This window comes from Kocuria carniphila (genome assembly GCF_004136555.1).
GTDB lineage: Bacteria > Actinomycetota > Actinomycetes > Actinomycetales > Micrococcaceae > Kocuria > Kocuria carniphila.
This window is the reverse complement of the sequence record NZ_NOIT01000007.1, coordinates 1-20205: the sequence shown is the minus strand read 5'-3', so window position 1 is coordinate 20205 and position 20205 is coordinate 1. Positions and strand designations below refer to the sequence as shown.

General features: G+C 65.7%; 19 protein-coding genes and 1 pseudogene. 4 read left to right on the top strand and 16 right to left on the bottom strand.

Features of this window, described 5'->3' with window-relative positions; translation table 11 throughout:
- Positions 1 to 36 precede the first annotated feature (36 nt).
- Genes rsmD through thiL form a run of 4 tightly spaced genes read right to left on the bottom strand, consistent with a single transcriptional unit; the run spans position 37 to position 4931 of the window.
- A complete protein-coding gene (gene rsmD, locus EWV37_RS06300; protein WP_095798287.1) occupies positions 37 to 648 on the bottom strand; it encodes a 16S rRNA (guanine(966)-N(2))-methyltransferase RsmD in 612 nt (203 codons plus the stop codon).
- Positions 645 to 2912, bottom strand: coding sequence for an ATP-dependent DNA helicase RecG (locus EWV37_RS06295; protein WP_193554303.1), 2268 nt, complete (start codon positions 2910 to 2912; stop codon positions 645 to 647). Before EWV37_RS06295 ends, rsmD begins: the two co-directional genes overlap by 4 nt.
- Positions 2909 to 3835, bottom strand: a complete 927-nt coding sequence (locus EWV37_RS06290; RefSeq protein ID WP_129700512.1) for a DAK2 domain-containing protein — start codon at positions 3833 to 3835, stop codon at positions 2909 to 2911. The genes EWV37_RS06295 and EWV37_RS06290 overlap by 4 nt, the downstream gene beginning before the upstream one ends.
- Before the next feature lie 22 nt (positions 3836 to 3857).
- Entirely contained in the window at positions 3858 to 4931 is a 1074-nt protein-coding gene (thiL, locus tag EWV37_RS06285) for a thiamine-phosphate kinase (protein WP_095798289.1), read from the bottom strand.
- Between the two features lie 71 nt (positions 4932 to 5002).
- Between thiL and EWV37_RS06280 the strand changes: the two genes are divergently transcribed.
- Positions 5003 to 5539, top strand: a complete 537-nt coding sequence (locus tag EWV37_RS06280; RefSeq protein WP_095798290.1) for a DUF3515 domain-containing protein — start codon at positions 5003 to 5005, stop codon at positions 5537 to 5539.
- A 38-nt stretch (positions 5540 to 5577) separates the two neighbouring features.
- Here EWV37_RS06280 and EWV37_RS06275 read toward each other — a convergent pair whose 3' ends face one another.
- The 6 genes from EWV37_RS06275 to leuC all read right to left on the bottom strand — a co-directional run bounded on the left by EWV37_RS06275 (position 5578) and on the right by leuC (position 12227).
- Positions 5578 to 6738 (bottom strand): D-alanine--D-alanine ligase family protein, encoded by a 1161-nt coding sequence (locus EWV37_RS06275; RefSeq protein ID WP_129700670.1) that lies wholly within the window; start codon positions 6736 to 6738, stop codon positions 5578 to 5580.
- The gene (locus EWV37_RS06270; RefSeq protein WP_129700510.1) at positions 6738 to 7883 is read right to left on the bottom strand and encodes an NAD(P)H-dependent glycerol-3-phosphate dehydrogenase; all 1146 of its coding nucleotides are present in this window, start codon (positions 7881 to 7883) and stop codon (positions 6738 to 6740) included. Before EWV37_RS06270 ends, EWV37_RS06275 begins: the two co-directional genes overlap by 1 nt.
- The gene (locus tag EWV37_RS06265) at positions 7880 to 8623 is read right to left on the bottom strand and encodes a lysophospholipid acyltransferase family protein (RefSeq protein WP_129700508.1); all 744 of its coding nucleotides are present in this window, start codon (positions 8621 to 8623) and stop codon (positions 7880 to 7882) included. Before EWV37_RS06265 ends, EWV37_RS06270 begins: the two co-directional genes overlap by 4 nt.
- A 56-nt stretch (positions 8624 to 8679) precedes the next feature.
- Positions 8680 to 9999 (bottom strand): UDP-N-acetylglucosamine 1-carboxyvinyltransferase, encoded by a 1320-nt coding sequence (murA, locus tag EWV37_RS06260; protein ID WP_095798293.1) that lies wholly within the window; start codon positions 9997 to 9999, stop codon positions 8680 to 8682.
- Positions 10000 to 10098: 99 nt separating this feature from the next.
- Positions 10099 to 10698 carry a 3-isopropylmalate dehydratase small subunit gene (leuD, locus tag EWV37_RS06255; RefSeq protein WP_129700506.1) on the bottom strand — a complete coding sequence of 200 codons (600 nt, stop codon included), beginning with the start codon at positions 10696 to 10698 and terminating at the stop codon, positions 10099 to 10101.
- A 62-nt stretch (positions 10699 to 10760) separates the two neighbouring features.
- Positions 10761 to 12227, bottom strand: a complete 1467-nt coding sequence (leuC, locus tag EWV37_RS06250) for a 3-isopropylmalate dehydratase large subunit (protein ID WP_129700504.1) — start codon at positions 12225 to 12227, stop codon at positions 10761 to 10763.
- A gap of 235 nt (positions 12228 to 12462) precedes the next feature.
- Here leuC and EWV37_RS06245 point away from each other — a divergent pair, with 235 nt between their 5' ends.
- Positions 12463 to 13197 carry an IclR family transcriptional regulator gene (locus tag EWV37_RS06245; RefSeq protein ID WP_158222947.1) on the top strand — a complete coding sequence of 245 codons (735 nt, stop codon included), beginning with the start codon at positions 12463 to 12465 and terminating at the stop codon, positions 13195 to 13197.
- On the opposite strand, the pseudogene EWV37_RS15670 reads toward EWV37_RS06245, so the two are convergent.
- A pseudogene (locus EWV37_RS15670) lies at positions 13194 to 13319 on the bottom strand (IS481 family transposase); the annotation flags it as partial. The gene EWV37_RS06245 and the pseudogene EWV37_RS15670 overlap by 4 nt on opposite strands.
- Positions 13320 to 13373: 54 nt before the next feature.
- Complete coding sequence (locus EWV37_RS06240) at positions 13374 to 14105, bottom strand: alpha/beta fold hydrolase (RefSeq protein WP_129700502.1); 732 nt, start codon at positions 14103 to 14105, stop codon at positions 13374 to 13376.
- 73 nt (positions 14106 to 14178) lie between these two features.
- Between EWV37_RS06240 and EWV37_RS06235 the strand changes: the two genes are divergently transcribed.
- Entirely contained in the window at positions 14179 to 14877 is a 699-nt protein-coding gene (locus EWV37_RS06235; RefSeq protein WP_129700500.1) for a helix-turn-helix transcriptional regulator, read from the top strand.
- Between the two features lie 29 nt (positions 14878 to 14906).
- Here the strand turns inward: EWV37_RS06235 and EWV37_RS06230 are convergent, their stop codons facing one another.
- The 3 genes from EWV37_RS06230 to EWV37_RS06220 all read right to left on the bottom strand — a co-directional run bounded on the left by EWV37_RS06230 (position 14907) and on the right by EWV37_RS06220 (position 18768).
- A complete protein-coding gene (locus EWV37_RS06230; RefSeq protein WP_165189306.1) occupies positions 14907 to 16574 on the bottom strand; it encodes a GTPase in 1668 nt (555 codons plus the stop codon).
- Positions 16571 to 18325 carry a dynamin family protein gene (locus EWV37_RS06225; RefSeq protein WP_095797306.1) on the bottom strand — a complete coding sequence of 585 codons (1755 nt, stop codon included), beginning with the start codon at positions 18323 to 18325 and terminating at the stop codon, positions 16571 to 16573. Before EWV37_RS06225 ends, EWV37_RS06230 begins: the two co-directional genes overlap by 4 nt.
- 65 nt (positions 18326 to 18390) lie before the next feature.
- On the bottom strand, positions 18391 to 18768 hold the full coding sequence (locus tag EWV37_RS06220) for an ArsR/SmtB family transcription factor (RefSeq protein ID WP_238663098.1): 378 nt from the start codon (positions 18766 to 18768) through the stop codon (positions 18391 to 18393).
- Between the two features lie 50 nt (positions 18769 to 18818).
- On the opposite strand from EWV37_RS06220, the gene EWV37_RS06215 reads away from it, so the two are divergent.
- Positions 18819 to 19247 carry an arsenate reductase ArsC gene (locus tag EWV37_RS06215; protein WP_274543001.1) on the top strand — a complete coding sequence of 143 codons (429 nt, stop codon included), beginning with the start codon at positions 18819 to 18821 and terminating at the stop codon, positions 19245 to 19247.
- Between the two features lie 24 nt (positions 19248 to 19271).
- Here EWV37_RS06215 and EWV37_RS06210 read toward each other — a convergent pair whose 3' ends face one another.
- Entirely contained in the window at positions 19272 to 19775 is a 504-nt protein-coding gene (locus tag EWV37_RS06210; protein WP_129700496.1) for a GNAT family N-acetyltransferase, read from the bottom strand.
- Positions 19776 to 20205 lie beyond the last annotated feature (430 nt).

Below are 20205 nucleotides of genomic sequence, written 5' to 3'. Positions count from 1 at the left end.
GAACCCTCCGCCCCACGAGCACTGCTCAACCGGCCTCTAAGCGGATTCCGCGTCCTCGGGATGCTCGGCGGCGGACTCCTCACTTGGGGTCTCCTCCACGTACCACAGGACGGTCTCGCCGTGGGCGCTGCGTTCAAACCGCTGCAGCCCCTCCGGCCACACCGGTTCCTCGGTGCGCGCGGAGCGTTCCACCACAATGACCGCCCCCGGGCCGAGGTGCCCCACCAGTCGCGCCAGTAGCGCGGTCAGGTCCTCGTTGGGCAGCGGGTACGGCGGATCGACCAACACCAGATCCCAACGATGATTTCCCTGCCGGGCCAGAAAGGTGGCCACCGGGGACTGCACCGTGGTGATCTCGATATCCGGTCGGGCACCGGCAAGCACTTGCGCGTTCGCTCGGCACACCGACGCCGCTCCGGCCGCCTTTTCCACCAGGGTCACCTCTCGTGCTCCCCGGCTCGCGGCCTCCAGACCGAGGGCTCCGGAACCGGCGAAGAGGTCGAGCACGCGGGAGTCTTCGCACATGCCCCACGCCTCCAAGCGTGCGAACAGCGATTCCTTGACGCGATCGGTCGTGGGGCGGGTGGCCGAACCGGGCACTGACTTGATGCGCAGTCCGCCCGCGGTCCCGGAAATGATGCGTGTCATCCGCGCTCCAAAAATGCTTGGCTGTTCTCGTCCACCACTCGTCCGATGGCAGCGAGCAGTTCTGTGTGCTGGGCCAATTGCGGGTCTTCGGAAATGACGACTTCGGCGTCCTCTCGGGCACGGGTGACCAGGGCTTCATCGCGTAGCGCGCTGATCCAGCGCAGGCCGGACTTCCGCCCGGATTGCGAGGCCCCCAGGATGTTGCCTTCGCGGCGCAGTTTGAGGTCCACTTCTGCAAGTTCGAAACCGTCCGTGGTGGAGGCGACCGCGGCCAGTCGTTCCCGGCCCGGATGATCCGGACGGCTGCGCGTGACCAACAAGCACGTGCTTTCGTGCTCGCCACGGCCGATGCGTCCGCGCAGCTGATGCAACTGGGAAATTCCGAACCGCTCGGGATCCACCATGATCATGAGTGACGCGTTGGCAACGTCCACGCCCACTTCAATTACGGTGGTGGAGATCAGCACGTCGATCTCACCAGCCGCGAACCGGTTCATCGTTTCGGTCTTCACGAGCGGATCCTGTCGGCCATGCAGCACGGCGATCCGAGCATCCCGCAGCTCCGGTTGCGCACTGATCAGGCGCTCGAGCCACTGGACCGTGGCCGGCTCGGGGCCGTCCCCGTCAGCGCCTTGTTCCTGGGCCGCGAGCAACGAGTCTCGCAGGGAATCGAAGGGCGGGAGGGCGGCGTCGTCGCCGATCTTGGGCGCCACCACGTAGACCTGACGGCCGCGCGAAATGTGCTCGCCCGCGAGCGCCCACACGCGCCGTTCCCAGGAGGGACCGTGTTCGGCCAGGCCCACCACGTGCGTGTGGATGGGGCGGCGGCCGCCGGGCAGCTCGCGCAGGGTGCTGACGTCCAGGTCGCCGAAGACCGTCATGGCCACCGTGCGCGGGATGGGCGTCGCGGTCATGACCAGGGTGTGGGGCGTGTGTCCTGCCTTGTCACGCAGGGCGTCGCGCTGTTCCACGCCAAAACGGTGCTGTTCGTCCACGACCGCCAGGCCGAGATCGGCGAACTGGACCTTCTCCTGAATCAGCGCGTGTGTGCCCACCACGATGCCGGCAGCACCGCTCGCGATGTCCAACAACGCGGCGCGTTTGGCCGCGGTGGGCAGTGAGCCGGTCAGCAACACGACCTTGGTGCCGTCCGGATCGCCGTCCAGCTGATCGGGTCGGGCGAGAGGGCCGAGTGAGGCCACGATCTTGTCGTAGTGCTGCTGGGCGAGCACCTCGGTGGGCGCCAGCATGGCCGCCTGTCCGCCAGTGTCCACGATCTGCAGCATCGCACGCAGGGCCACCACGGTCTTACCGGAACCCACGTCGCCCTGGAGCAGCCGGTTCATGGGCGCGGTGCCTGCCAGCTCGGCCTGGATCTGCTCGCCCACCGTTCGCTGGCCGTCCGTCAGGGTGAACGGCAGGGCGGCGTCGTAGCGGGACAGCAGGCCGTCCGCGCGGGCGGGGCGCTCCTCGACGGGTTGGGATGCGTGTTCATGACGACGCCGCGCGAGTTCCGTTTGGAGTACGAAGGCCTCTTGGTAGCGGAACCGCTCCTGTGCCTTTTGGAACGCGTCCACTGACTCCGGGCGGTGCAGGTCACGATAAGCCTGTGCGAGGCCAACGAGTTTTTCGCGTTCCAGGATGTGGTGCGGGATCGGATCGGTCAGTGAGTCCAGATCCGCGGTCAGCAGCAGTTGCTGGACGGCGCGCGTGATGCGCGGGGTGGTGAGCTTGCCGCTCTCCGGATACACCGGGATCGGATAGACCTCGCCGGACTGGGACGTGAAGTCCGTGACGGAGTCCGGGGTGTCCACCACCGCGTAGTCTGCACCCGTCATGGACAGGTTCCCGCGGTAGAGCTCGGGTTTTCCGGTGAACAGGGCGTGCGTGCCCACGGGCAGTTCCTTTTGCGCCGTGTACGCGTTGAAGAACGTGATCTTGAGGCTGGCTCCGGTGCCGTCCGAAACGATCACGTCCGTCAGGCTGCGGCGCGGATCTCGCTGCATGCGCCGCGTGGACGAAGATTCCACGCGGGCCACGAACGACGTGCGCTCCCCGGCGACCAGGTCGCCCAGCAGTTGCAGGTGGCCGCGACGGATGTAGCGGCGCGGCGCGTAGTCCAATAACTCGCCCACCGTGGTGACGCCCAGATCCTTCTCGAGCAGCTTGACCGTGCTCGTGGGGGAATTACCCGGGATGTAACGGGTCAGTGGCTGGTACAGAAGTCCGGCGAAGGCCGAGACCGGCTGAGCCGCGGTGGTCACGGAGAAACCTGGGGCTCGTCAGAACCGAGTGACGTCACGCTCACGTTGACCGCCTGGCCGCGTGCGCGCATGAGTTCCAGTGCTTCCTCGGGATCTTCCACGTGCACGTGCACGCGCCACGTGTAGCCGTTGTCCGTTTCACTCACTGCACTGACCAAGACGCTGTCCCCGGCACTGTCCAGTTCGTGGCGCAGTTCGGCGGCGTCCAGGGCGGAAAGCTCCACCGTGCACATGACCTCGAAGCCAACGGAATCGTGTTTGTCCTTGTGCCCGGTGTGGTCGGAGTAGTCGCGAATGATGTCCGGGACCGGATTGTGCCGGGTCAGGTCACCGGTCAGGGCCGCCCTGAGTTCGACCAGTACGATCAACATGCCGAGCGCACCCGAATCCACGGTGCCGCGTTCGTGCAGTACCGGAAGTTGGTCCACGGTCTCGATCACGGCGTGGCTGCCGCGGGCGATGACCAGGTCCATCCAGTCGGAGAGTTGTTGGTTGGAGCCGTCCTGGGAATTCTCCGGGAGAGACACCTTGCTCACGGCCTCAAGGACGGAAATCAACGTGCCGTCCACCGGATCGGTGAGTGCCGACCAACAACGCACCTGCGCGGCGGAAAACGCATCTCGGAGTTCACCGGCCGTCATGCGCGTGGAACCTTCGAGGGATGTTCCCATGGCGGTGAGCGTCAGGGCCACGAGCACACCGGAGTTCCCTCGAGCCTGTTCCAGGGCGGCACGGCCGGCATGCTGCAGCAGCTCGCCAATGTCGTTGCCCTCGATCAGCTGGGCCGCCTCGGTCGCGTAGCCCACCGTGGTGCTGAGATTGACGCCGGTATCGGAATCGGCCACGGGAAAGACATTGAGATCATTGAGGACGTCCGTGTGCTCGACCAGAGCACGGTGCGCGCAGTCCAACCAATCGCGCACGGCCGATACCGTAGAGCCTCCTTTATGGCTCAAAATGATCCCATCCTTCACCCACGTCGTAGCCGAGCCATTGGCCCGGATCCTGCCCGGCAATGGTGACGGCGGTGTCCCCGATATCCGCCGGTCGGCGGTCTGCGGGCGCACACGAGCCTATCGCACGCATCCCCGGGGGAACCTGAACACCGGGCGGAAGCACAGCGAGCAAACCGTGGTCCTCTCCCCCGGTCAGCACCCAGCGCCACGGGTCCACACCGGCGGCATTGCCGGCCTCCGCCAGCTGCGCCACGGCCTCTTCCAGGGCAGCCGGGTCCAGGTCGACGACGACGCCGCTCGCTCGCGCCACACGGCCCGCATCACGTAACAGTCCGTCCGAGATGTCGATCATGGCGCTCACGCCGGCGCGGGCAGCTTTCGGCCCAGTAAGAATCGGTGCAAGGGGACGCAACTGTGCGCGCTCGAGTTCTCGTCGATTGTGCTCGGGTACCCGGTCCCAGCCGCTGCCGGGCGGGGCCTCCAGAGCGCTGAGCCCCGCGGCAGCAAGTCCGAGAGCGCCGACGTGCACCAACGTCCCACCGGCACCGGCCCCCGACCGCAGCACTGGGTTTCCATCCTCCATGACGCCCAGCACCGTTGCGGTCACGGACAACTCACGGCCGCGACCCAAATCACCGCCCACCAGGGCACAATCGGTGGCACCGAGTCTGTCGAACGCTTCTGCCAGCCCGGTGGCGAAGTCCTGCACCCACTGCACCGGGGTGTTCCCGGGCAAGGTCATCGACACGACCATGGAGGTTGGAACCGCGCCCATCGCGGCGATGTCCGCAAGGTTTTGCGCCGCGCATTTGTGGGCGGTATCCGCTCCCGTGGTTTCGTAGCCGTTGGGCCAGCGCACCCGGAAATCCTGGTCAACCACTTGTGTGTCGGTCGTGATGACGACTCGCCCTTGCGGAACCGCCACCACAGCGCAATCGTCCCCAGGCCCCACCTCGACATACGAGGACGCGGTTTTGGACAGCGGCAGGAACACTGACAGCAGCTCGGATTCGGAGACCTGCTCCACCGTGGCTGCGGGGGTCGGTGTGGGGGAAACGGTCATGGGTTCAGCGTAACGAGCGGCACACCCTGGTTCGCAGAAGCCACCCGGTCAGCACGTCTACAGTGGAGGTCATGTTCTTCTCCCGCGCGCGCTCCCAGGACGGATCTCACGGACTCCACATCTCCACCCGCCGCGCGGCCCTGGCGACCATGGCACTGAGCGGATTGTTGCTCACCGGTTGCGGCTCCCCCGTCTCGGTCGAAGGCGCACCGCACAATACGGACCCCGCGTGCGCGTCCGCCATGCTGGCCATGCCCGAGACCATGGGTGACCTGGATCAGCGGGCCACCACGAGCCAGGGCACCACCGCCTACGGCGAACCCTCGGGCGTGATCGTGCGCTGCGGTGTGGAACCGCCCGCACCCACCACCGACCCGTGCACCAACGTCAACGGCGTCGACTGGCTCATCTCCGAGGTCGAGGGCCAGGAAAACCAGTGGCGAGCCGTCAGTTACGGTCGCTCCCCCGCGGTGGAAATGCTCTTCGACACCGGTCGCGTCCCCTCATCCACCGCAATCGTGGAGGCCGGCAGCGCCGTGGCACAGATCCCGCAGGAGAGCACGTGCCTGTCCGTCTCCGACACTCTGGACTTGCAGAACACCCCCTAACCCGAGTCGGGCCAGGGGGTGTTCGAATCGACGACTAGTTAGCGCAGTCCCACGGGACGTTCGAGAGCCAGCGAAATCAGCTCGTCGATCAGGTCCGGGTACTCCAGTCCGGACGCCGCCCACATCCGCGGGTACATGGAAATGGGCGTGAAGCCGGGCATCGTGTTGATCTCGTTGATAACCACCCCGTGATCGGGCGTCACGAAGAAATCGCAGCGCGACAGACCTTCACCGTCGATGGCATCGAACGCCTGAACGGCCTTCTCCCGCAGAGTCTCGATCACGTCGCCCGGGAGATTCGCGGGGCAGGACAGCCGAGCGCCGTCGTCCTCGACGTACTTGGCCTCGAAGTCGTAGAAGTCGTGGCCCTGGACCTCGATCTCGCCGGGCAGGGACGCGCGCGGCGCGGACCACTCATGGCCGCCCAGCACGGCACACTCGATTTCGCGGCCCTCGATCCCCGCCTCGATCACGAGCTTGAGGTCGTGCTCGCGGGCTGTCTCGATGGCGACGTCGAGGTCCTCTGCCCTGTCGACGCGGGTGATTCCGAACGATGAACCCGCGCGGGCGGGTTTGACGAACACCGGGAACCCGAGCGCGGCCACGTTCTCCCGGACCTGCTCCGAGTTGGTCAGCCAGTCGCGGTTGTGCACCACCGTGTACGGGCCGACCTCCAGTCCGGCGGCCTCGAAGGCGACCTTCATGAAGTGCTTGTCCATGCCAATGGCAGAGGCCGAGACACCGCAGCCCACGTACGGCAGGTCGGCCAACTCCAACAGACCCTGCAGGGTTCCGTCCTCACCGAAGGGCCCGTGCAGCAGCGGGAACACGGCGTCGATGTGGCGGCCCCGGGTGATGGTGCCGCCTTCGGAATTGAGGTCGTGGACGAGTAGCTCGTTCTCCCCCACCTGCAGCGGCAAGGTGACGCGCTGATCACCCACGGGCAACGTGGCCAGGGGCTGATGATCCAGAAGTGCTTCCAACTCGTCCTGGGAGTACAGGAACCAGGCGCCGTCCGTGGAGATGCCCACGCTCACCACGTCCCACCGGTCGCGGTTAATGGCACGCAGCACCGAACGCGCGGTGATCAAGGACACCGAGTGCTCGGAGGAACGGCCCCCGAACACCACGGCGACGCAGGGTTTCGTGGCCGAACCGGCCCCCTCCGCGGTCGCTTGAGCGTTGTCCGCACTGTTCATCATGCGCTGTTCCCTTCGGATTTGAGATCGCGGCCGAGCAGCTTGGGTGCCAGCTGATCTACCGGAATGTCGCCGCGCAGCACACCCACCACAGCCTCCGTGATGGGCATTTCCACGTCGTGTTCTTGGGCCAGAGCCAACACGGCGGGGGCCGACCTGATGGCCTCCGCGGTTTGGGTCATGGCGTCCTGGACCTGAGCGATACTCAGTCCCGAACCCAGCAGCTTACCCGCCGTGTGGTTCCTGGACAGCGAAGACGAACACGTGGCGACCAGGTCTCCCATGCCGGACAGCCCGGACAGCGTGGTCAGGTCACCGCCCAGCGCCAGGGCCAGGCGGGTGGTTTCGGCCAGCCCACGGGTCATCACGGAGGCCTTGGAATTGTCGCCGTAGCCGCGGCCGTCACAGATGCCGACGCACAGGGCGATCACGTTCTTCACCAGGCCGCCGATCTCTGTGCCGGTGACATCGGTATTCGTGTACGGACGGAAGTACGGGGCGGCGCAGCAACGGGCCACCCACGCGGCGGTGGTCAGTTCCGGGGCCGCCACCACGGATGCGGTGGGCTCTTCCCGCGCGATTTCCATGGCCAGGTTCGGACCCGAGAGCACGCACGAGCGGCGCGCCCAATCGTCATGACTGCTCTCGGTGTGCTCGGCCAGAGCCTGCGCAATCACCTCGGTCATGCGCAGTCCGGTCGCGGATTCCAGGCCCTTGGCCAGTGACAACACCACAGCGTCCGGGTCGATCAGCTCGGCCACCGCAGCCAGTTGCGCGCGCAGTGACTGCGCCGGGATCGCGGCCACGACCAAACGCGCCCCCCTCAGGGTGTCGCGCAGATCGGAGGAGAAATGAATCTGGTTCGGCAGATGGATGTCGGGCACGTAGCGCTCGTTGCGGCCGGTCTCGCGGATCCGCTCCATCGATTCGGGATTGCGGCCCCACAAGTGGACGGTGCGTTCGGCACCGGCGTCGCGAGCGGCGTCGGCGAGGACCTTGGCGAACGTGGTGCCCCACGAACCCGCGCCCAGCACGGCGACTTTGCTCGGCCCGTTGGGTTCCTCGGCCAGGGCGATCAACGACGACGCCGCGGCGGCTTCCGGGGGTGCCTCGCGGTCGATCGGGCGGCCGGCAGAGGCGTTCATCGGGATTCCTTGCGAACGCGAGGGTTGAAGCGGTCCGCGGGCGCTACTTCAGCACGCAACTCGGCCAGGAGATCGGTGATGCGATCCATGATCACGGTGGTCGCGTAATTGAGGTCATCCGCGGTGGGTTGATCCGTGGAGTGTTTCCCGGGACGCATGAGGTCCTGCGGAAGGAGGGGTTCCCCAATGAGCACGCGGACCTTCTTGGGCGGGAACAGGTTGAAGGTCCGTTTCCCCTGCGGGTCCCGGTACAGCACCTCCTGGTCGCCCCAGTGGGCCATGGGCACCACGGGAACTTGGCCCTGCAGCGACAGCCGCGACGCTCCCGTGTGGGCGCGCATGGGCCACATGCGGGGGTCACGAGTCACGGTGCCTTCCGGATACACCAGGATGGCACCACCGTCATTGAGCTCAATGAACGCGGCTTCCAACGAATCCTTGGCGCGCGTGGTCCCGCGATACACGGGAACCATGCGGATGTGGGTGAGCAGCCGACCAATGACGGGGACCCGGAACAAGGACTCCTTGGCCAGAAACCTGGGCATGATGCCCGACTTGTAGACCGGGTACGCCACCGTGATGGGGTCGATCTCGGTGAGGTGATTGGCCGCGACCACGAACCCCCCGGAGTCCGGAAAGTTCTCGGTCCCCCTCCAGGAGATCTTGGCGACCAAACGGTAGAGGGGAATGGCGATCCCCGCCAAGACCCGGTACGTGGACCGCTGCGACGTTCTACTCACTCGAGCATTCTCTCCCTACACCGCTCGTGACAGACACTCGCTGGGCCGACAGGTGCTCAGCGTTCTTCGAGATCGAAGTCCGCGCCCAGTCCCGCCAGCTTATCGGTGAAGTGCTCGTAGCCTCGTTTGATCAGTTCGATACCGGTCACGTGTGAAACGCCGTCCGCCGCCATGGCCGCGATCAGGTGCGAGAAGCCACCGCGCAAGTCGGGGATGTTGATGTCCGTGGCCTTCAGAGGCGTGGGGCCGGAAATTACGGCGGAGTGCAGGAAGTTGCGTTGACCGAAGCGGCACGGCACGGACCCCAGGCACTCGCGGTGCAGTTGGATTCCGGCACCCATGCGGTTGAGCGCGCGGGTGAAACCGAAACGATTCTCGTAGACCGTCTCGTGCACGATCGACACGCCCTTGGCCTGGGTCAGAGCGACCACCAGGGGCTGCTGCCAGTCGGTCATGAATCCGGGGTGCACGTTGGTTTCCACGATGAGCGGGTTCAGATCGCCACCCGGGTGGTAGAAGCGGATGCCCTCGTCCTGTATGTCCAGGCCGCCACCGAGCTTGCGGTAGGTGTTGAGGAAGGCCATCATGTCCGCCTGCTTGGCCCCGGCCACAAAGATGTCACCGCCGGTGGACAGTGCCGCGGAACCCCACGACGCCGCCTCGATACGGTCCGGCAGGGCACGGTGCTTGTAGCCGCGCAGCTCAGGAACACCCTCGATGCGGATCACGCGGTCGGTCTGGACCGTGATGATCGCGCCCATCTTCTGCAGAATGGCGATCAGGTCCATGATCTCGGGTTCGGTCGCGGCCCCCCGCAGTTCGGTGTGACCCTCGGCGCGGGTCGCGGTGAGCAGGACCTGTTCGGTGGCGCCCACGGACGGGTAGGGCAGATCGATCTTGGCGCCCTGCAACCCGTGTGGTGCACTCATGCGGATGCCGGATTCCAGCTTCTCGACACGCGCACCGAAGTTGCGCAGCACTTCCAGGTGGTAGTTGATGGGTCGGTCACCGATGCGGCAGCCACCCAGGTCGGGAATGAACGCCTCACCCAACGCGTGCAGCAGCGGGCCGCACAAAAGGATCGGGATTCGAGAATCCCCCGCGTGCGCGTCGATGTCCGCGTGGCGCGCCTGGGTGACGTTGGACGGATCGAGGGTGAGAACGCCGTCGGCGCCATCACGAGTGACCGAGACCCCGTGCAGACCAAGGAGGTTGGTCACCACGGACACGTCCTTGATCTCGGGGACGTTGCCGAGAACTGACGGTGTGGAACCGAGCAGCGCAGCGACCATGGCCTTGGGAACCAGGTTCTTGGCTCCGCGGACGGTTACCTGACCTGACAGCGGAACTCCGCCGGTGATTCGTAAAGAACTCATGACCTACCGATCTCGGGGGAAGCTAACATTCCATCGCATAGCGCAGTACGGAACCTGGCTATTCTAACGAGTCGACAGACTTATCAGCGCACTGAGTTCTCAGCTTTTTGCCGGGAGCGTGACGGGCTTGAACGCCGGTCGGCCGTCTTCGTAGGCCTTGACGTCTTCGTCATGCTGAAGAGTGAGACCAATGTCATCCAGTCCTTCCATCAGACGCCACCGGGTGTAGTCGTCGATCTGGAACGGGACCGTGACGGTGTCGCACGTGATGGTTTTGGACTCGAGGTCCACCTCGATCTCGATGCCGGGCTGTTCGTCCATGAGCTTCCACAGCAGTTCCACGTCCGACTGGTCCACCTGCGCCGCCAGCAGACCCTGCTTGCCGGAGTTACCGCGGAAAATGTCGGCGAAACGGGAGGAAATCACCACGTTGAAGCCGTAGTCGCGCAGCGCCCACACGGCGTGCTCACGGGAGGAACCCGTGCCGAAGTCAGACCCAGCGACCAGCACGGAACCGTCCTTGTAGACGTCCTGGCTGAGCACGAAGTCAGGGTTCTTCCGCCAACCGGCGAAGAGCGCGTCGTCGAAGCCGGTCTTGGTGATGCGCTTGAGGTAGACGGCCGGGATGATCTGGTCCGTGTCCACGTTCGACTGCTTGAGCGGCACACCCGTGCCGCGGTGGGTAATGAATTTCTCCATGGTGAGGTCCTTACTACAGTTACTGGGCCGCCTGCCGGTCCGGCCGGGCGCCGAGAATCGATTTAGACGGCGGGCACGGATTCCAGGTCCGACGGCGCGCTGAGGGTTCCGCGCACGGCGGTCGCGGCGGCGACCACGGGCGAGACCAAGTGGGTGCGACCACCCTTACCCTGGCGTCCTTCGAAGTTGCGGTTGGAGGTCGAGGCGCAGCGCTCCCCCGGTGCCAGCTGATCCGGGTTCATGCCCAGGCACATGGAGCAACCAGCAAAGCGCCAGTCCGCACCGAAGTCCCTGAACACCTGATCCAGGCCCTCGGCCTCGGCCTGCAAGCGGACCTTGGCGGAACCGGGGACCACCATCATGCGCACGTTCTCGGCCTTGGTCCGGCCCTTCACAATGTCCGCGGCGATCCGCAGGTCCTCGATGCGTGAGTTGGTGCACGACCCCAGGAATACGGTGTCCACGGGGATCTCCTTCATCGGAGTCCCGGCTTCCAGGCCCATGTACTCCAGGGCGCGGCGGGCGGCGTCCTTGGCGTTGTCGTCCCCCGCGTCCTCCGGGTTGGGCACGGGCTCGGACAGCGGCACACCCTGGCCGGGGTTGGTGCCCCACGTGACGAACGGTTCCAGCTCGTCCGCGTCGATGAACACCTCGTTGTCGAACTCGGCGCCCTCATCGGTGTGCAGGGTCTTCCAGTACTCGACCGCGGCATCCCAGTCCTCGCCCTGCGGCGCATGCGGTCGGCCCTGGACGTAATCGAACGTGGTCTGGTCCGGAGCGATCATGCCCGCGCGGGCACCGGCCTCGATCGACATGTTGCAAATGGTCATGCGGGCTTCCATCGACAGCGACCGAATGGCCGAGCCCCGGAATTCCAGCACGTAACCCTGACCACCACCGGTGCCGATCTTGGCAATCACCGCCAGGATGATGTCCTTGGAGGTCACGCCCGGCTTGAGCGTGCCTTCCACCGTGATGGCCATGGTCTTGAACGGAGCCAACGACAGAGTCTGGGTGGCCATGACGTGCTCGACCTCGGAGGTGCCGATACCGAAAGCCAGCGCGCCGAACGCACCGTGGGTCGAGGTGTGGGAGTCACCGCACACCACGGTCATGCCCGGTTGGGTCAGACCCAGCTGCGGTCCCACCACGTGCACGATGCCCTGTTCCGCGTCTCCCAGGGAGTGCAGTCGAACACCGAATTCTTCACAGTTGGCACGCAGGGTGTCGATCTGCTTGCGGGAAGTCTCGTCCTTGATGGTCGAGAAAATATCTTCGGTGGGCGTGTTGTGGTCCTCGGTTGCAATCGTCAGATCGGGGCGACGCAGGCCACGGCCGGCCAGGCGCAGACCCTCGAAGGCCTGGGGGCTGGTGACCTCGTGGACGAGGTGAAGATCGATGTAGATCAGGTCGGGCTGGCCGTTCTCGCCCTGGCGCACCAGGTGATCCGTCCAGACCTTCTCGGCGAGCGTGCGCGGAGTGGCGCTGGAATCCTGCGCAGTGGTGCGGGCTCCGGTGGTTTCTGACATCTAAACCTCTCCTGATCATGGCTGCGCCGGTGAACCGGTCGCGGGGTACCTCGCGTGGATCGCTCGGCACCGTGTTTTCTCTATGGTCCACGGGACACGCCGAGCAGTTCCAGTGTACTCGCTTGCTTCTCGCATTGTGAGACGGCAGTCTTAGAGCATGGACAATCTTGATGCGATGGATCCCACCGGCGCACTCCTCGGAACTCCGCTCGGCGGACGGGGCACGGGTGCGGGCATGCCCGTGGAGTCGTCCTTCTCGCCGTCGGGGGTGGGTGTCATCGACAAGGCGTCTCTCATTCTGGACGCGCTCGAAGCCGGACCCGCTTCGCTCGCGGATCTCGTGGAGGCCACGGGTCTGGCCCGCCCCACCGTGCATCGACTGGCGGTGGCCTTGGCCCATCACCGATTCGTCGGACGTGATGTCCAAGGCCGGTTCGTCCTGGGCTCGCGCGTCGTCGAGCTTGCATCGGCCGCGGGCGAGGACCGTCTCATCTCCGCCTCGGCACCGGTGTTGCTCCAACTGCGCGATGCCACCGGGGAGTCGTCGCAGGTGTTCCGTCGTCAGGGTGAATGGCGCGTGTGCGTGGCCTCCGCCGAACGCCCCATCGGCCTGCGCGACACGATTCCTGTGGGCACTCAACTGTCCATGAAGGCCGGTTCCGCCGCGCAGGTTCTGATCGCATGGGAGGACCACGCCCGATTGATCGAGGGCCTCGCGCACGCTCGCTTCTCGGCCACCACCTTGGCCGGCGTACGACGCCGCGGCTGGGCCCAGTCGATCGGCGAGCGCGAGCCGGGCATCGCCTCGGTCTCGGCGCCGGTGCGCGGGCCTTCCGGGCGGGTCATCGCGGCCGTGTCGATTTCCGGTCCCATTGAACGGCTGTCCAAGCAGCCTGGACAGAAGCACGCGGAAGTAGTCGTGCAGGCCGCCCGTCAGCTAACCGAGGCGGTGCGGGTGAGCGCCGCCTAGGTGTACTCACCGGACGCTTTGGTCAATCGTGAGTACGGCGGCAGATTCTCGCAGGCAGTATCGCGGTGGTGATGGTTGTCATAGTGCAGCCGCCCCTCGAGTTCACCGCGGCGCTCGGCCTCGAAACGAAAAGGGACCAGCCGAATCGGCTGGTCCCATCAGGTCGCGAGTGCAATTCAGCTGGTCTGCGATGCCGCGGATCGGATGATTTCGGCGAGGTCGCGCGGTCGGCTCCACATGGGCCAGTGTCCCGTGGGGAGGTCGATGATGTCGACGTGTTCGAGATTCGCGACCTCGGCAAACATGGGGTGACCTGCCTGGACCAGTTCCGTTACCTGCTCGCCCGAGATTGAGCAGCACACTAAGGTCGTGGGGACGCCGTGGCGGGACTCGTTCACCAGCTCGACGGGTTGACGGAGCACTGAGGCAGGCTCCGGGACAGCCCTCGTCCGGAATCGCTCAAGGGCCTCGGCGCTCAAGCCTTCGAGACTCGCCTGCTGTCCGAGGGCATCGAACGACGGCAGAGGTAGCTCATCGAGCTCAGCCGGGAAGTCAGGGGCAAAGACGGTGCCGTCCGCCACGGGGCCGGAATCAACCCACATCACCCGGGCGACGAGCTCGGGGTGCCGGTCAAGGACGAGGCTGACGGGGGCGTTGGCGCCGCTGTGAGCGACGAGAATCGCAGGCTGATCGCCTCGCCGAGTGATGACGTCCCGGATCGCTGCTGCTTGGTCCTCGAGAGTCTTAGCCGCACGGTTGTTGTCGTCTCCGTCGAGACCAGGCAGAGTCATCGCGACTGCACGAATGTCGGCGGCTTCGAGGTGTTCAAGGGTTTCGTCCCATGCCCACGCTCCCAGCCAATGGCCGGCGATGAGAACGATGGTTGGACTGCTCTTAGTAGTTGTCATGTGGCTACCCTCCCAGCCCAGATGGACAAGAGTGTGTCACTATTTATGGCATGAATTGGCCAAGGCCTGAGCTGTGAGGCGATCCGAACGTCTTCATGCCCTGTCCGAGATGTTGCGTCGCAGCGGCGCGCGGGGCGTCACCGCTGAGCGGTTGGCGCGAGAGTTCGAGGTGTCGGTGCGGACTGTCAAACGAGACCTCAGTGCCCTGGAGAACAGTGGTGAGCCGATCTGGTCTCGTCCGGGCCCGGGCGGTGGGTATGGGCTGGCCAAAAGCGGGTCGCTGCCTCCCGTCACCCTGTCCTCGTCTCAGGCCGTGGCGCTCATGGCGGCTGTGTCTGCCGCGCCCGACGCTCCCTACGCGGATCTGGCTGCGGCCGGCATCCGGAAGATCATGGACGTCCTCGACTCCAGGACCCGAGCGCATGCATACGAGCTGGCCAACCGAATCTGGGTCGACGCGCTTCCCGCCTCCTCTCGCGCCGTCAGGTCAGCGGTGGAGGAGGCGATGGCCGAGCAACGGGTGATTCGTATCCGCTACACATCACGAGACGGCAACACGACGATTCGTGACGTCGAGCCGGTGCTGTTCGCTTCGGCGAGTGGGAGGTGGTACCTGGTCGGGTGGTGCCGTTTGCGCGACGCGATGCGATGGTTCGCCGTATCACGCATCGAACGGGCAAGCGACACCAAGACGGCCAGCAATGGCCATGCCGTCCACGAGGTCGGAGAGCCTCCAGAGAACACCAGGCCAGTGCACGGCGGAGACGAGTGACTGCCTCGGTCCCCCTCTCCGATGAGCACCTAGGCCACGGGACTCGTGGTCGTGGCCAGTGAGTCTCCAAAGCGGCGATGCGCTTCGAGTTCGCGTTCCACCGGGGTCTCCACGAGCTCGCGCGCGGTCTCGCGCACCGACTCGCCCAGGCGGCGTCGTAGTCGGGAGGCCCGCATGCGGGAGGCGATCGAGGCGACCACCCCGCCCGTGATGGCCAAGAAGATCGCAACCACCACGCCCGTGATGACCATGAGCGTGGGCACCGGAAGCGGGAAGCCTTCGACCGTGGGTGGCGGGGGCAGCGGAATCTGGAAATATTCGGCGGCGAACAGGCCCAGCAGCCAGAGCAGTCCCAGAACGGTCATCGCCATCGCAATCCACTGCAGCACGTCGAAAATGATCCACCACCAGGACGCGGAGCGTGCGGAGAACTTGGTGCGGGCCACAGCCTGGTCGAGCGCATCCGGAAGACGCGATTCGTGGGAGCGGGCGGCCACGCGCACGCTGCGTCGCCACGGTGCCCCGGCGCCCTCGGACACGGCGTCCGCGTAGTTACGGACCGCCGAATCCGCTGCGGCCTTCTGCGCGGCGTTCATGGGAGGCAGTGAGGTGCGGTGGACCGAGGGGTCCGAGCCCTTGTCATGGCTTTCGATGTGCAGCCGCTTGAGCGGGTCCTTGCGGAACTTCGCGAGCCAGCGCGTGGCGATCCAGCCGGTGTGTTTGCCCGCGCGCAAGCGATAGGAGCGTGCGGCGGCGTCGGCAATGAGGTCCACGCCGGCGGCCCGAACGAGGCCCGCGGTTAAACGCTCACTCGCCTCGCGCGTGATGCCACGCGGATCGCCTTCACCGGCTGCTTCCGCGAGCATTTGCCCGGCGTGAACCACGTCCGCTTCGAGCCGCTGTCCCGCGGCCGCCCGGTGCGCGGCGATCCCGTGGATGCGCTCACGCAATTCGGGAACACCGTCACCGGCCAGTGCGGACACGGCCACCGGGGTGCTGGGCCCCGAGGTGGGCAGTCCGTCCTGGGCGAGCAGTTCTCGCAGCGAGGCCAACACATTGGGCAGGTCCGACGGCGCCAAACGGTCGGCTTGGTTGAGCACCACCATGGTCACCGCTCCGTGGCGGGACAGCGGTTGCACGAAATCCTGGTGCAGTACGGCGTCCGCGTACTTCTGCGGGTCGACCACCCAGACGACCACATCGACCAGGCCGACCATGCGGTCCACGATCTCCCGATGTTCTCGAGTGACCGAGTCGAAGTCGGGCAGATCCAGCAGGACCAGTCCGCCACTCGTGGTGCTGGCCTTGCGACCCTTACCGGTGCTGATGCTCAGCGCCGGCCCCACGACGTGGCGATCGCTGACGTCCAACCAGTCGAGCAGGGCTTCGCTACCCTCGTCACCCCAAATGGCGGCGAGCGGTTGAGAGGTCGTCGGTCGGCGCGCAGCGGTGCGCGCCAACTCCTGTCCAACCACCGCGTTGAACAGCGTGGATTTGCCGGAACCGGTGGCCCCGAAGAAACCGACCACGGTGTGATCGGCGGACAGGGCCCGCCGCTCCCCCGCACGATCCAGTGCGTCACGGGCTGCCGTCACGGCATCCTGATCGAGGCGACCCCCGGCCAATTCCGTGGCTTCCGCGAGACCCTTGATCCGGTCGGACAGTGTGATCTCGGGTTGTTTGTTGCGAAGTTTCACAGGGCTTCACCGGCCGTGCGAATGTGCTGGGCAGCGGAGCGCAACTCGCCCGCGGTGGGGTGTTCGCCCAGTTCGTCCACGCGGTCCAGGAACGCTTTGGCCCGCTGATCCAACAGGTGCTTGATGCGGGTTTCCAGGTTCTCGCGGGCCTTCTGGCTCATGCGTCGTACGGCGTCCTCGCCGAAAACCGCCTCGAGCAGCTTGGTGCCGACCACGCCGGAGCCACCGGCAATGCCGACTTCCAGGCCCGTGAGGCCACCCGTCATGGAGAACACGCCGATCATCAGGATCACGGCCAGCGCGTTGACGCCCAGGGACATGGCACGGGCCTGCGTGCGCTTACCCGCACCTTCTTGCTGGATCATGAGCATGACATCCGACTGCCACGCACGGATGTGTTCGGCCGCGGTCTCGGGATAGTTCTCCGGCAGTGCGGACAAGTCGCGACCCGCAAGCAAAACCTGCCCCGAGGTTTCATCACGCCAGCGCCGCTCGGCCAGCTCCGATGCCCGGGCCGTATGCTCGACGATCACCGCCTGGAGTCCGGTTTCAATGGCTTCTTCGACCTGAACCTCCGGGGCGGGCTCGCCCTTGAAGAACGCGGTGATCCGGTCGCGCACCCGCCCGATCCCGGCCTCCAGGTTGCGGAAGAACTCGCCGGTTCCCACGAAGTCCTGCCAGCGCGCGAGCACCTCCCCGCGCAGCAGAGTGCCGTCACGGGTCGAGTCGATAATGGCCTCCAGCGCATCATCGAAGGCGGTGGTCACCTCACGGCGCAAATGATCCTCCGTGCGCTGTTGGCCCTCCACCGCGTCCGCGGTGCGATCGGTGGTGTCCGCGAGTTCGCGCACGGCTCCACCCAGGGTGCGCGCGGCAATATCCGAGCGTGCTTGGGCGTCGGCCCCGAGCTCTTCGAGCCAGCCCCGCAACGGTGCCACCACGTGTGGCGGCAGCATGCCCAGTTCGTTGAGCGGAGATTCCTCCACCACGAAAATGGGCGCGTGCGACAGGCCTTCCTGGTTCAGCATCCGGCGCAGGTCATCCTGGATTTCCACCGCCGACGCCGCCTGCACACGATCCAGCACCACGGCCACGGTGATGTCGCGGCCGGCCGCATTGCGCAGCAATTGCCACGGCACCGCATCCGCATAGCGATTGGCGGTCGTGACGAACAGCCACAGGTCAGCCGCGGAGAGCAGTTGAGCGGCAAGCGCCCGGTTGTCGTCCGAGACGGAGTCGACGTCCGGAGCATCGAGCACCGCGAGGCCCTGCGGGATCTTCTCGTCAGCGAGCAACACCAGGGAGCCGGTGTCCTCGACCGGACGATCACCGTCGTTGGGGGCAGGAGCCGTGACGGTGGGATCCATGAGCTTGCCGCGGACGCGCGCCAGGTGCGGGAGGACGCGCTGGGAAGTGAACGCAGCGGCGTCGTTGGGATGATGGATCAGGAGCGGTCGGCGCGTGGTGGGGCGGATGGCACCGGAACGGGTCACCGGATGCCCCACGAGTGCGTTGACCAGCGTGGATTTACCCGCGCCGGTGGAGCCGCCGACCACCGCGAGCAGCGGGGCGTCCAGGGAACGAACGCGCGGCAGCACGTAGTCGTCAAGCTGGGCAACGGCCCGGCCGACGGTCTCGCGCTGCTGCGGCGCACTGGCCGTGGCGAGGGGCAACGTGGTGGAGCTCAACAGGTCTCGGGTCTGCTCAAGCGCTTCGATCAGCGGAGTGGCAGATGCGTTTTCGGTGCTCACGCCGCCATTGTGCCAGTGTTCAGGCGCTTGCGCGGCGTATCACGGGAAACGCCACGCACCGTGGCTCAGCGCAGGTCGAGCAGCGTGCGAACCTCCGCAAACGCTTGCGGGACCACACTGTAATGCGCCCATTTCCCCCGTTGCTCGCGCGTGATCAACCCCGCGTCCACGAGTTTTTTCATGTGGTGACTGACCGTGGGCTGGCTGATGCCCAGCTCATCCGTGAAGTTGCACGAGCACACGCTGTCGCAACCCTGCGCCGCCATGTGGGACAGCAGCCGCAAACGCATGGGATCCGCGAGCGCCTTGAGCACCCCGGCCACTCGCTGAGCATCCTGGGCGCTCAAAACGCCCTGGGACAGCGAGCAGCATTCGCTGCTCTCCGGGGTGGGTGTGCAGCACGCAGAGGAGGCGACGTCCAAGGGCTCTGATGTGGCGGTCATTCGTCCATCTTACATTGACGAGTGTCGATGTGATCCGTAATCTCGGGATCGTGAGCACTGAATCCTCGAAACCCAGCGTCCTGTTCGTGTGCGTCCACAACGCGGGTCGCTCCCAGATGGCGGCCGCGTACCTGTCACACCTCTCTCAAGGCAGAGTGGAGGTTCGCTCCGCCGGATCAGCACCGGGAGATTCGGTCAATCCTGTTGCCGTCGACGCCATGGCGGAAGAAGGCATCGACATGAGCGCGGCTCAGCCGAAAATCCTCACCACGGAAGCCGTCAAGGAGTCCGACGTGGTCATCACCATGGGCTGCGGAGATGCCTGCCCGATCTTCCCCGGCAAACGCTATGAGGACTGGCAGCTCGACGATCCCGCAGGTCAGGGCATCAACGCCGTCCGGCCCATTCGTGATGAGATCCGGGCACGGGTCGAGCACTTGATCGACGAACTGGTGCCGACTGGTACGGAATCTTCGTAGCGGTTTGATCATGGCCGGGTCGAGTCACACCGCCTTTTCATAGATGTGGGCGGTGGTGATCACGCCGTCCTCACGCACCCATTCCTTGGCCTCACGCGTGGGTTCGTATCCGAGCCGGCGCCAAAACCCTTCCGCGGCCTCCGCATTGGTCGCCACGATCGACAGCCGGAGTGTGGCGATCCCGGAAGAGTTCCGTGCCTGGTCCACCAGAGCATCATGAAGGGCTCGCCCGGCCCCCTTGCCGTGGCTGTCGGGGGCCACCTGAAGCAGACCCACGTACATGACATGTGCTTGCGGGTAGTCGCGCACAGCATCTGCCACCCCAATAAGTCGGTCATCGTCCCACAACCCCAGGGTGATCTTGGACTCGGGGCCAAGACTAGGTGGCCGAGCGTGGAGAACGTCTCGAGCGGCGTCGGCCTTGGGTGGCCGCCCGAACACGCGCATGGAGTACCCGTCGTCGTCCATGATCAGGCCGGTGAGCGCCTCGAGGTCATCGGAGGTGAGGTCGGAAACGCGAAAGATCATGCCATCAGTCTATGAACCGACCGAAAATCGTACATCCAGCCGACGACGCCGGCTCCTCGCCTCCTCGCCTCCTCGCCTCCTCGCCTCCTCGCCTCCTCGGGCAGCGTCACCCACATCCCGGGGGCCGCGAGAACCCTCCGACCCACCTGGTGCACTGTAAGAACCCTCCCGGTCGCCGAAAAAGGCTCTAACGACGCCTGAAGTGTTGTAGAGGGTTCCAACGGCCCCTCAGATGTGGGCAGAACCCATGACACACCCGAACCAGCACCACGTTTCTGGCCTATAACCCCGTTTCTGGCCTATAACCCGCATCCAACACGGCTGGGGCGGCCGAAACCACCCATGACACACCCTGAACCGGCCCGGGTTTGATGCCGCTACTGTTTGAGTCCGGAAGGATGGACAGTATGCCGAAGAGGATCGATCCCCA